Here is a 12,972-nt window from a genome sequence, read left to right as displayed (position 1 = left end):
CGCCTACAGTGGTCTTCGTATTGACAGCGAGCAACACGCTTCGGCATACGTGATCTATACGTGGACGCATAACGTGAGGTGATGATGTGGCAATCACCCAGCAGCGCCGCTGCGGTCGGTGCGGCCATCAACTGAGCCGCTACAACGACACAGACGAATGCGCCGCGTGTGCTTCCACTCGACGGACGTCCGACACGGCAGCCGTTCCGTCCCACCTGTGGCTGACCACCGAGATGCGAGAAGCCCTCACCCGCTGGGACTGGAAGACGGTGTTCCGGCTGGTTGTGGCAGCGACGGACATGAGCCAGGTCCAGCTGGCAAGTCTGGTCGGGCTCTCCCAGCCGCATGTATCGCGCCTGATGAAGGGCACCGGCGGCAGCTTCGACATTCGGACGATCAACAGCATCGTCGACGGCCTCGGCGCACCGCGGGCCCTCGCCGGACTGGCTCCCGGATCGCCCGACCACGGCGCTACGGTGGGGCTCGACCCGACGAAGGAGTTGAGTCCCGTGGACCGCCGTGCGCTGCTCGTCACGTCAGTAACGCTGCCCCTCGCGGGCATCCTCGGCCGGCACGCACGGCCAAGGGTGGTAACGCACGACTACGCCCGCCAGATCCGCGGCCTGCTGCCAGACCTCTACTCGCTCGACGATCACGACGGTGGCGTGCCGGTGAGCGACGCCGCGCGGTGGTGCCTTCGCGAAGTCGACACGCTGCTCGGCACCGCCGGATACGACGACGCCGCGGCCCACGAGCTCCAGCTGGCATACGGGGAGCTCGCGGAGATGGCCGGCTGGCTCGACTTCGACGCCGGGCGCATCCCGTCCGCCCAATGGCACTTCGGTGAAGCGCTCCGCGCCGCACAACTGGCCGACGACCTGAACCTTGAGGTGCTCATCTTGGGAAGCATGATCATGGTCGCTCGGCACCGCGGCCGACCCCGTGAAGCGATCCAGCTCGCGCAACTCGCACAACGGCGCGCGGCGGGATGGGGCACTCCCCGACTCCTCTCACTGCTCGCGGTGCGAGAAGCGACCGGCTGGGCCCAGGCAGGCGATGCGTCCGCAGCCGACCGGGCCATGAGGCGAGCCCTCAACACCTTCGAGCCGACTCGCAACGACGACGACCCGACGTGGCTGAGCTTCTACACCGACGCCGAGCTGCTGGCGTCGAAAGCCTCGATCAACATGTACCTTGGCAGGCCCGGCCAGGCCGCTGCACACATGTACAAAGCCATCAATCGCCTGGAGCCGCAATATCAACGAAACCGTGCACTCTTCACCGCACGACTCGCCCTCGCATACCTGCACGAAGGCGATGACCGGCAAGCGTGCGCTGTCCTCGCGGCGACACTGCCCCATCTCGGCACGGTCCGGTCCGGCCGCGCCAGGTCCGAGCTCACGGAAGCCATCACATTGATCAACACGAGGCCCCGGCAGGAACACACCGACGAGGTCCTCGCGCAGGCCGCCGCCCACGAACTCCTACCAGCGGCATGACCGAATGGTCCGTGCAACGGCTTGACCCGGCAGAGCTGAGGGCACATGGAGCCGAATTCCGGGACATCTACCTTCAGGTCTATCAAGAGCCGCCATATCACGAGAGCGAAAGCGATGCTGATGACTTCATCGGCCATCTCGATGACCAGATAGACCAGCCCGGCTTCGCGTTCATTGCTGCACTGTCCGCAGCGGGCGAGTTCATCGGGTTCGCATACGGCCTCCCGTTCTCGGCGGAGCAGTGGTGGCGCAACGCCGGCGACGAGCCCGACCTTACGCGCGGGCAGGCGAAGTTCGCCGTGTTCGAACTGGTCGTCGTTGCGCAGTGGCGCAGACACGGCATTGCGACCGCGCTCATCACCGCCCTGCTGGAATCCCGGCAAGAGCCGTTCGCCACGCTGTGCGCAAACCCAACCGCCCCCGCACGCGCCATGTACGACGCCTGGGGCTGGCGGAAGGTCGCGACAACGAGCCCACCGAAGATCGGCCCCCTGGACGTTCTCGTTAAGGCGCTGACGTGACCGTGTAGAGACGTCGCCGAACTGGAATAGCCATCCCCAACCCGATCGCGATCCGCGCGCGGTGGTCGGACGCAACAGGCCGATGTCGCCACGCTGCTCATAGGGTGCGTGTACACAGCGTATATGTGCCGGTTAGGCTGCATCGACAGGTGGCGGGATGCGCGTCGATGGAGGTCGATGACATGTCAGCAGCGGGCGCCGATCAGTGTGCACGCTGCGGTGTTCGCCTCGCCCGCGACAATCCGGGCCCGCGTTGCAGCGCGTGCGGCCGGTCCGGGACGGCGCAGCAGTCACAGCCGCCGGAGGTGCCGACGTCGTTCTGGGAGCATCCGGCGATTGTCGCGGCCGTGCGCGACCGTCACATGGGGCGGCTCATCGCCGCGTACCGGCTCCACCCTCACCACAAGGCCCCGATCCCGCAGTCGGCAATCGCCAGCTGGGCCCATCTGACGCAGGCGCAGATCAGCCGCCTGGAGCACCGGCGCGCGGAACAGCAGCTTGACCGACTCACCTTCTGGGCGAGGCTGCTCCGCATCCCCGAGCAGCTGCTGTGGTTCGTCCCAGTGCCACCGGCCGACCGTGCCGATCACCGTCACAACCATGCGACACCCGCCGCGAACTCGGAGCCCACGGTCGATCCTTCGGTATACCCGACACGATTGGTTCCACCAGCGGACCCGATCTACGGTGAAGCGGTACCAGCCGACCGACACCCAACCGGTCACCGGACCGCAGAGGAGAACGACGACATGCGGCGCCGCACCGTCCTGCAAGCACTTGCTGCTGCTCCATTGGCAGGAACAGCCGGATCGAGTCACCTGATTGAGCCGCGTGTCAGTAGTGTCGTATCTAGCGCCGAAGCATTGCGACGGATCTACCACGACAGCCCGTCACCCCGCGAGCTGCTCGCGCTAGTCCGGTCGCAGCTCGACGCCACCGCCGCCGGCGAAACTCTTATCGACGAGTCAACGGAGTACGGCACCTGGGCCGACTGGCTCGGCGTGCCGCGCCACACGTTCTCCGCAGTGTTTGGGCAGGTCATTGCTCAGGGACGCGACTACCGCGAGACGTTTCAGCACTTCCGGCCCGGGTTCGACCTGGCCACCGAGCGGCGGCGACGCGCCGAGGTTGGTATCGCCGAGCACTTCAACGGCCGCGACCTCTACCCGGACGTGCGTGAGTGCTTCGCCGAGCTCAAGGCAGCGGGCTACTTCGTCGGTGTCGCCGGGAACCAGACCGCCCGCGCCGGACGACTCCTGCGCGAACTGAACCTGGGTGTCGACCTCATCGCCACATCGGATGACTGGGGTGCAGAGAAGCCGTCCCGCGCGTTCTTTGATGCCCTGATTGCATCCGCTGGCTGCAGCCCAGCCGAGATCGCCTACGTTGGCGATCGGCTCGACAACGACATCCTCCCCGCAGCGGACTCAGGACTGATCACGGTGTTCATCCGCCGTGGCCCCTGGGGCTACTTCTACGCCAACCAGCCCGAGGTACGCCGCGCACACCTACGCATCGATTCACTCCGCGAGCTGCCGGCACAATTGAAGGCCCTCAACGCCGCTTGATGTCGCGACCCTCGCCGCATAGCTAATCGACAGCGAACAACGCTGAGCTGGTGACGCCGGGTCGCTATTTTCGCAGGTCTCGTTGAGCAACAGATCAGCCGGTATTGCGAGCCATATCAGCTGCGGCTCGGAGTGAGATCAACTTGATACATCGTCGCTCTGTGTTCGAGTCTTGGGTTCGGCGACGATGCACGTAATCATCCACCTCTCGCCGATCAGTTGATGCAACGTGTCTTCAAGCATTTCAGGAGCTGCTCCCAGCATGGCGGCATGAGTGTGATGTCTGAAGGCGAGAGTCAAGGTGTTCTGCTCAACGGTGACAACGATGGCCTCGCGCAGGATCGCTGTCATCTTGCGGCTCTTGCCAGCCACGCGAGTAAGCACTTCCGGCCAAAGCTGGCGGATGGCAGCGGCATCTACATTGCTCAGTGGCGAGGCCAGCGGCGCCGAGATGTCTGCTGCGGCGATAGCGGGCGGAGGGCGAAGCGGGCCGCCTTTCGGGCCAGCATAATCCCGCTGGATGGCAGTCGGCTGCATGGGCGCTGCGGCAACAGCAATAGCCTGAGAGGACCGGGTCCCGTGCATCGCAACACCGGCTGGGGCGCCACTCTCGCCGTGTTCGAACCGCGCCGATCGCGCCGCGACGTACGCCTCTTGAACGTGCTCGCAAACAGTGAAACCTGCCTCCCGTGTGACGAGAGGGGTGGCGCCCAGCCCAGCTGACCGTTCACTTGACCAGTCGTCGCTGGCCCGCACAAGACAGCCCACCGTAAGGAACGCGTGAGTTCCGGCCTCGGGGACACAGGCTGCCACTACGGACTGAGCGGCGACGACTTCACCGCCGATGACGGAAAGGGCATTGTGCAGGTACCCGGTTCTCGGAAGCGTGCCGAGCACGATCAGCCGGACTTGCTGAAGCTCCCAGTCGGCGTCGGCCGGCGGTGCGAGACCGTGGCGCGGATCAGCCGCATCGACAAGCAAGCTGTACCGCAAGTCGTTGATACTGCCCTTGACCTCGACCCATATCTGCTGTGCGGGAAGGTAGAAGTCCGGCAGGTAGGGCCGACGCCGCCCGAACGGTCCGACGGTGTAGCCCTGCGCCTCGTACTCCCAGCTGATGCCCAGCTGGTCGAAAAACAAAGCCCACTTTGCCTCTAGCCGTGATCTGAAGACAACGCCGCCGTACCGGGTAGGGATGGGTGCCACAGCAGCCGCCATACGACTCCTCCGTTAGGGCGAAGAACATCGATTGTGGCACTCCCCCGACGGGCGTGTGGCTCGTCCAAGCCGGTGGGGAGGATCGCGGTCAGCAGGAACGTCACCACCTGCCACTGCGCCTTGGGCGTGCACCACCTGTGCCACGGTCTCGAACATGGTCCTCAGACGGTTGCGCCGGCGCGCCGGTTGGTCGGACAGCTCGCCACGGACCGCCACCCGCGAGCACAAGGCATTGACCGTAGCAGTGTTGCCGAGGCCCGAGTCGTGACGCCATCCGCACCTTGTCGCCCAGCCCAAGTCTGCGCGCAGCTGAGCGTATGAAGATCGGTTGTTGTCCGGAAGGCGGTGACCGTTTTTCTGTCTCGCCTCGACCGTCCGGCACGTCGATTCACCCGGATGCGGGTGATCCGTGTACATGAGAGGTACTACTCTCCAGGCGGAGATCCGCGTTAAGTAGTCTGAAGATCGCCATCGGCGACAGTGCCGCAGGTCAGGAGAGGGGTGGTCGCGATCCGGCCGGATTCGCCCCGCTGGCGGGAGATCAATGCCAGCGACTGGCCACACGAGCGAGCTGGTCTGCAGCAGCTTCAGGCCCTGCTTCCGGATGGTGACCCCTACCACGCCTGGGCCAACGTCGAGTTCCAGGGCACGGACGGCACGGTCAACGAGGTCGACCTCCTGCTCCTCGTGCCGCAGGGCCTGTTTGTGCTGGAGCTGAAGCACTGGCAGGGTGAGATCGCCGGTGACGGGTTCCAGTGGCGGCGGACGATGCCGAACGGCCTGGTGCGGCTCGTCGACAACCCGGTGATCGCAGCGAATCGCAAAGCTCGGCGGTTACGGACGCTGCTCGAGCAGTACGCCACCAGGGTGCCTGGACGTCGCACTCGGGTGCCGTACGTCGACGCGGCGGTATTCCTGCACGCTGCCAATGTCCGATCGCAGCTGGATCCGGTCGGCCGCCAACGCGTATACGGCCCTGCCGGCTCGCCCTCATCCGGATTGGACGACATCAACCGACTGGTGACGCACCGTCCGGCAAGCGGCGGCATCGACCGAGCAGCCGCTCGCGAGATCGTCGCCCTGATCGAGGCGTGCGGGCTGCGACCATCGGTGTCGAAGCGGATGGTCGGTCAACTACTGCTGACACCGAAACCGTTCGCCGAGGGGCCCGGCTGGCAGGACTTCCTCGCCGGGCACCAACAGACCGATCTGGTACGGCGGGTCCGGTTCTACCTGACCGAGCGAGCCGACGCCGACCGCGAGATGATCCAGCGGGCAGCGGAGCGGGAGTTCCGGCTGCTGCAGGGCATCCGCCACGATGGCATCGTCCAAGCGCACGATCTGATCGAACACGCGTACGGCCCGGCGGTCATCTTTGACCACAACGAGGACTGGGTCCGGCTCGACCGGTGGCTCGCCGAACGCGACGGTGAACTGACCGTCGACCGGCGTCTTGAACTTGTCCGTGAGCTCGGCGACATCATGCGGTATGCGCACTCACGGCACCTGGTGCACCGCAATCTCAACCCGAGGTCGATCTTCGTGCGCAAGCCGAACTCGTCGCGACCCGGGTTGGTGGTCATCGATTGGCAAACCGGCGGCCGGATCCCCGGGACCACCACGACCTCGCAGGGCACCTTGCTAGGCACTCAACATGTCGAGCAACTCGCCGACGAGCACGCCCGCGTCTATCAGGCGCCGGAACTCACCAACCCGGATGCGCCGGGGGTACTGCTGGATGTGTTCGCGCTGGGTGCGATCACGTACCACATCATGAGCGGGCGTCAGCCGGCCACAAGCGTCGCGGAGCGCAAGGCGGTGCTGGACCGGCTCGGCGGCCTGGATATCGCCGCGGCGCTCGACGGCGCCCCGAGCAGCCTGGTCGACCTCGTCTTCGATGCGACCTGCGTGGTGGTGCCGATGCGCACCAAGACGGTGTCGTTGTTCCTGGACGGCCTCGACCGGGTCGAAGAGGAGCTGACCGCGCCGGATCCGGTGCCGCTCGTCAACCCGTTGCAGGCGCGTGGCGGTGACGTGCTCGAGGGCGGGCTGACCGTGGTCGACCGGCTGGGTGCCGGCGCCACGTCGGTGGCGATCCTCGTCCGCGACGAGCAGGGCGCGCAGATGGTGCTCAAGGTGGCGCGTGATCCGGAGAAACGGCAGCGGTTGTACGACGAGGCCGCGGTGCTGCGGCGGATTCCGCACTGGCAGATCGTCCGCCCAGTCCGGGACGAGCCGGTCGAGGTCGGTGGCGAGGTCGGGCTGCTGCTGGAGTACGCCGGGCCGAAGACGCTCGCCGACCAGCTCGCCTCCGGCGGCCGGCTCAACCTGGAACTGCTTGAGCGCTACGGAAGGGATCTGCTCGACGTCGTCCGCGCGCTGGACGCCGAGGGCATCATGCATCGCGACATCAAGCCGGCCAACCTGGCGGCCCGGCCGCGGTCGAGGGACGGCGAGCTGCACCTGTGCGTGTTCGATTTCTCCCTCGCCGCCGCCCCGGCGGAGCAGTTGACCGCCGGCACCCCGCCGTACCTGGACCCGTTCCTGGCCCCGCCGCGCCGGGCGCGATACGACGCCGCCGCGGAGCGGTTCGCCGTTGCAGTGACGCTGTACGAGATGGCCAGCGCGACGCTGCCGAAATGGGGGGACGGGCTCACCCCACCAGAGCACCTGACCGATGAGGTGACGCCGGCGCCAGAGTTGTTCGACCCGGCCGTCGCCGACAGTCTGGTCGCGTTCTTCGCCAAGGCCCTCGCGCGGGATGCCCGGCACCGATTCGACACATACGAGGACATGGCCGACGCCTGGCGGCGGGTGTTCACCGCGCTTCCGGCACCGGCCACCGATCACGTGCCATCCGCCGAAGAGATTCCGCTCGCGGTCGGGCGGGACACCCCGCTGGAACGGGTCGGGTTAACCCCGAAAGCCCGGTCGGCGCTGGAACGCATCGGCGTGCACACCGTCGGCGACCTCATCGACCAGGACCAGATGGCGCTGTCCCGGCTGGCCGGCGTCTCCCAGGCGACCAAGACCGAGATCCGCCGCCGGGCACGCGAACTGCGGGCCGTCTTCGCCACCAGCCACACCGTGACCGCCGAGCCGACCGGTGACGGCGATACCCGGACGGTCGCCGGGATCGAAACCTTGCTGGAGCTGCTTGCCGGCCCGGTGACCCGGCGCCGGTCCGCCGAGACGGCAGTCGTGTCGATGCTGCTGGGTTCGGACGTCCCGCCGGGCGACGACCATCCGCCGCACTGGCCGTCCCAGGTCGACCTGGCCCGCCACGCCGGCGTCACCTCCCAGCGGGTGTCGCAGATCCTGCACCGGCTCACCGAGCGGTGGCAGGAGCTGCCGGACATGAGCCGGGTCCGGGACGAGATCGTGGTACTGATCGAGGCCAACGGCGGGGTGATGTCCGCCGACGAGCTGGCCGGCGAGCTGATCGCCGCGCACGGGTCGTTCAGCCCGGAGCCGAGACGCACCACCCAGGCGATCGGCGTGGTCCGCGCCGTGGTCGAGGTCGAGCTGGCTCGTGGCGGCGACGCCCGAGTCGACCAGCACCGGCTCGACAAGGTGGTGCTGATCGGCCGCGAACCGGACGACCCGAACGCCGAGCACACCGCCATGGACTTCATGCAGTACGCGGCGCAGCTCGGCCGGATCGCGCACGGGTTGGCAAGCCAGTCCCTCCCAGCCACGCGTGCCCGGGCGCTGGAACGGCTCCGCGAACCGGCCCCGCCATCGGCCATGCCGCAGATGTCGGATAGCCGGATGCTCTTTCTCGCCGCAGCGGCCGGTGGCGTCGCCGTCAGCCCACAGGAGCAGCTGTACCAGGTCGGCATGGCGGCCGAGACCGCACTTCGGCTCGCCGCCGGCAGCCTCGCCGTGTCACCGGGCAGGTCACTGTCCATCGAGGAGGTCCGCAAGCGGGTCCGGGCCCGGTTCCCGAAGGCCGAAGACCTTCCCGGCCGGCCGAAGCTCGACCAGTACCTGAGCGCGGCCGGTATCGCGCTCGAATGGCGGCATGACCGTTACACAACACCCACCAGACCCGGCAGTGACCTGTTCGCGAGCCGTACTCGTGGCACTCGCACCGGACCGCTGTTGCCCGCCGGCCCGGATGCCGTCGCAGAGGCTGACGCCCGGCTCGCCGCCGTGCTGGACCGCGACGGCTTCCTGGCTGTCCTGGTGAAACCGGCGGCCCTTGGCGGCGCCCGCAGGGCGCTGCTCGACCGCTTCGGGCTCACCGAGCTGAACGTCACCGCCGTCCTGGTCGAGACGCTGCGCTCCCTCGGCGTTCCGTGGCAGTTGGTGCTGGAGTCCGATGCTCGCGAGGCCGCCCACCCGGACCGCCGCAACCTGGAGAGCGCCGTCCGGGCCGAGGTAGTGCCGCGCCTCACCGCCGCGCTGGCCATAGATGCGGCGGTACTGCTGACCGAGGCGGCACCCCTCGCGCGATACGGCTGCATGGACCTCGTCGCATCGCTGGCTGACAACGGCGTACCACGTCCGGCGGCCCGGCTCCTCCTCGTCGCGACCCGCGGCGGCAAGCAACTCCTCGACGAGGAGCCCATCCCTGTCACCTCTACCGGGCAGCTCACCTGGCTGCCCGACGCGTGGTGGCAGCCCGCCCAGGCCACCGGAAAGGCCCGCACGTGACCGCACTCGCCGCCCTGCAGCGCCAGCTCAAGACGCTCGCGGCCGACCTGCGCGGGCAGGCCGAGACACAGCCGAGGCTCCGGTCCTGGTTGGAGGCTCAGTACAAGGAGGCGTACGGCAAACGCACGGGCGCCACTTACGAGGCGTGGCGCGAGGAACAGATCGACCAGGCGGCGGTCGCGTGGCTGCTCGGCACCGTCTTCGTGCGTTTCTGCGAGGACAACGACCTTATTGACCAGCAGTTCATCGCCGGTCCCGGCCAACGCACCGACGACGCCGTCGAAGCCGCCACCGCGTACTTCCTCGAGCACCCCACTCACAGCGACCGCGAGTGGATCCGGCAGGCGTTTCAGCACCTCGCCGGCCTGCGCGCAACCACCGCCCTCTTCGACGAGCACAACCCGGTCTGGCGCTGGGACCTCAGCGCCGATGCCGCCGCCGGGCTGCTCGACTTCTGGCGGCGCGGTGCCGGCATCCACGACTACGCCAACCCGCCGCTCAACACCCGGTTCCTCGGCAACCTCTACGAAAAACTGTCCCAGGACGCCCGCAAACGGTACGCGCTGCTGCAGACCCCGGAGTTCGTCGAGAAGTTCATCCTCGAACTCACGCTGGACGAGTCCATCAAGGACTACGGCCTGGAAGACACCGCGCTCATCGACCCCACTTGCGGCTCCGGACACTTCCTGCTCGGCGCGTTCCACCGCCTGCTGCCCCTGTGGGAACGCCACCATCCCGACCTCGACCGACGGGTACGGGCGCAGAAGGTCCTCGACCAGATCACCGGCGTCGACATCAACCCGTTCGCAATCGCCATCGCGCGTTTCCGGCTCCTCGTCGAAGCCCTGCGGTACTGCGACGAGAAGCATCTCGCCGACGCACCGGGCTTCGCGATGCGACTGGCCGTCGGCGACTCGCTGCTGCGCTGGGGCGACGAAGACTCCTCCCACCAGGGCGACATGCTGCACTTGCTGGAGACAGGCACGGCATACGCCTACTACACCGAGGACGCCCAGACGCTGAAGAAACTGCTCAAGCCGGCGCAGTACACGGTGGCAGTCGGCAACCCGCCGTACATCACCGTCAAGGACAAGTACCTCAATGACCTCTACCGAGGGATGTACGACTCCTGCTCGGGCAAATATGCACTTTCGGTACCGTTCGCCGAGCGCTTCTTCGAATTGGTTCGGGGCAGTGACGCATCCGGTCGGGCCGGGATTGTCGGACAGATCACCTCTAACTCCTTCATGAAACGAGAGTTCGGCAAGAAACTGATTACCGACTTCTTCGCCAAGAAGGTCGAACTAAGCCACATCATCGACACATCAGGCGCCTATATTCCGGGCCATGGCACCCCGACAGTCCTCCTGGTTGGCTATCGCCGCCAGCCAAAGCGCCCGACCGTGCGCGCCGTGCTCGGTGTCCAAGGAGAGCCCGGCGAGCCGGAGAATCCGGCCGAGGGTCTCGTCTGGTCCGCAATTACCAACAACTTTGACAAGCCAGGCACTGACACTCCGTACGCGACGGTCGTCGACGTTCAGCGTGAAGCGTTCACGCGGTATCCGTGGAGCCTGGCGGGTGGTGGTGCTAACGGTATCCGGGTACAGATTGAGGCACATGGCGTAGTTAGGCTGGGTACTCGGTCTGAGCATATGGGCTACAGTGCCATTACTGCCGAGGACGATGCATTCTTCCTCAATAGTTTGACAACTGCGTTGCGGCTCGGCTCCCTTCCGACTCGAGCAATGGTGGAGGGTGACGTAGTTCGAGACTACACGATAGTGCCAGCTGTGGATGCGATATGGCCTTACACGTCAGATCTCAGTCCAGTTGACCTTGCTCGGCAGCCCAGCCTAGCCAAGTTTCTGTGGCCTAACCGACGAGCACTCCAACGGCGCAAGCGTTTCGGAAAACCGATCGAAAATATCCCCACCGTGCGGTGGTATGAGTTCAGTGAACTCTACCGGGAAAAGCTTCGCGCACCCCTATCGATTGTGTTCGCTTTTGTGGCTACACACAACCAGTTCGTGGTGGATCGGGGCGGGAAGGTCTTCAACAGAACGGCGCCGGTCATCAAGCTACCCGACACCGCAACCGAGGACGATCACTTGGCGCTACTGGGTCTGTTGAACTCGTCGACAGCGTGCTTTTGGCTCAAACAGGTGAGCCAGGGCAAGGGCGGCAGCGGTATGGGTCGAGGCATTCAGCCCGAGGCTTGGATGGAACGCTACGAGTTCACGGGCACAAAGCTGGAAAGCTTTCCTGTACCCGGAGGATCGCCGTTGGCGCGGGCACGGGCGTTGGATCGGCTGTCGCAGGATCTTGCCCCAGTCCGGCCGTCCGCTATCTGCGCCGCCCGAGTTCCGACGCGGCTGGCGCTTGACGTTGCAAAGGCCGACTACATCCGCATCCGAGGGCGGATGGTCGCGCTACAAGAAGAGCTGGACTGGGAGGTCTACCGGCTGTACGGCCTGCTCGACGAAGACGTGACCGTGCCGGACGATGCCCTTCCGGAGCTGCCGCTCGGGCAGCGGGCCTTTGAGATCGTCATGGCCCGCGGCATTGCCGACGGCGGGCCGGTCCCCGAGTGGTTCGTCCGGCACCGGTCGCAGCCCACGGCTACCCTCCCCGAGGAGTGGCCCCAGGCGTACCGGGAAATGGTCCTGAAGCGGATCGCGCTGATCGAGTCGCGCGCGGACCTTGCGTTGATTGAACGTCCGGAGTGCAAGCGGCGGTGGTCCTCGACGCCATGGGAGGCGCAGGAGCAGCAGGCGCTGCAGGACTGGCTGCTCGACCGGCTCGAAGCAGAGGAACTGTGGCGGGGGCCTGCGGCCGGGCGGGTCATGTCGGTCGGGGTGCTCGCGGACCGGGTGGGCACGGACGCCGATTTCCGGTCGGTGCTGGCACTTTACTGCGGCCATGACGGCTACGACCTTGCCAACGAATTGGCGAAGCTGGTCGCGAACGAGACAGTGCCGTTCCTGGCGGCCTACCGGTACAAGCCGTCCGGGCTCGCCATTCGGAAGCAGTGGGAGCACGTCTGGAAGCTGCAGCGGCGCGAGGACGAGGCCGAGAAGAAGCGTGAGCGGCTCGCGGAGCCGATCCCGGTGCCGCCGAAGTACGCCCCGGCCGACTTCGCGCGGACGTCGTACTGGCGGAACCGGGGCAAGCTCGACGTGCCGAAGGAACGGTTCGTGCTCTACCCGAACGCAGGCCGGGATCCCTTGCCGATGCTCGGATGGGCGGGCTGGGACCATCTGGAGCAGGCGCAGGCGCTGGCGAACCTATACATGGAGCGTAAGCAGCAGGACGACTGGCCGAAGGAGCGGCTGCTGCCGCTGCTTGCGGGGTTGGCGGAGTTGGAGTCGTGGCTGCATCAATGGCACGCTGACGAAATGCCGGAATACGGCGGTAGTCCGGCCGATTTCTACACCGCGTTCGTCGATGCAGAGTTGGCGACGTTGGAGGCCGACCGGGCCGAGATCGCACTGGGGGTGCTGCCGTGAC

6 protein-coding genes are annotated in these 12,972 nt (G+C 66.6%); 5 read left to right on the top strand and 1 reads right to left on the bottom strand.

Going from position 1 to position 12,972, the window contains the following annotated elements:
- Window positions 1-86: 86 nt before the first annotated feature.
- The 3 genes from ABD901_RS34955 to ABD901_RS34945 all read left to right on the top strand — a co-directional run bounded on the left by ABD901_RS34955 (window position 87) and on the right by ABD901_RS34945 (window position 3,588).
- A complete protein-coding gene (locus ABD901_RS34955; protein WP_345133540.1) occupies window positions 87-1,499 on the top strand; it encodes a helix-turn-helix domain-containing protein in 1,413 nt (470 codons plus the stop codon).
- Window positions 1,496-2,020 (top strand): GNAT family N-acetyltransferase, encoded by a 525-nt coding sequence (locus ABD901_RS34950; protein ID WP_345133539.1) that lies wholly within the window; start codon window positions 1,496-1,498, stop codon window positions 2,018-2,020. Before ABD901_RS34955 ends, ABD901_RS34950 begins: the two co-directional genes overlap by 4 nt.
- Window positions 2,021-2,922: 902 nt before the next feature.
- Window positions 2,923-3,588 (top strand): HAD family hydrolase, encoded by a 666-nt coding sequence (locus ABD901_RS34945; RefSeq protein WP_345133595.1) that lies wholly within the window; start codon window positions 2,923-2,925, stop codon window positions 3,586-3,588.
- A 138-nt stretch (window positions 3,589-3,726) separates the two neighbouring features.
- Here ABD901_RS34945 and ABD901_RS34940 read toward each other — a convergent pair whose 3' ends face one another.
- Window positions 3,727-4,728 carry a PDDEXK family nuclease gene (locus ABD901_RS34940; protein ID WP_345133538.1) on the bottom strand — a complete coding sequence of 334 codons (1,002 nt, stop codon included), beginning with the start codon at window positions 4,726-4,728 and terminating at the stop codon, window positions 3,727-3,729.
- A 579-nt stretch (window positions 4,729-5,307) separates the two neighbouring features.
- On the opposite strand from ABD901_RS34940, the gene pglW reads away from it, so the two are divergent.
- Window positions 5,308-9,465, top strand: a complete 4,158-nt coding sequence (gene pglW / locus ABD901_RS34935) for a BREX system serine/threonine kinase PglW (protein ID WP_345133537.1) — start codon at window positions 5,308-5,310, stop codon at window positions 9,463-9,465.
- The gene (pglX, locus tag ABD901_RS34930; protein WP_345133535.1) at window positions 9,462-12,971 is read left to right on the top strand and encodes a BREX-2 system adenine-specific DNA-methyltransferase PglX; all 3,510 of its coding nucleotides are present in this window, start codon (window positions 9,462-9,464) and stop codon (window positions 12,969-12,971) included. The genes pglW and pglX overlap by 4 nt, the downstream gene beginning before the upstream one ends.
- The last annotated feature ends 1 nt before the right edge of the window (window position 12,972 follow it).

This window comes from Dactylosporangium darangshiense (assembly GCF_039537565.1).
GTDB classification, from domain to species: domain Bacteria; phylum Actinomycetota; class Actinomycetes; order Mycobacteriales; family Micromonosporaceae; genus Dactylosporangium; species Dactylosporangium darangshiense.
The sequence above is the reverse complement of the archived record's forward strand: the minus strand, read 5'-3'. Positions and strand labels throughout refer to the sequence as shown.

Excerpts from the sequence above, each read along its gene's own strand:
- ABD901_RS34950 (WP_345133539.1), top strand. The coding sequence starts at position 1,496 with ATGACCGAATGGTCCGTGCAACGGCTTGACCCGGCAGAGCTGAGGGCA.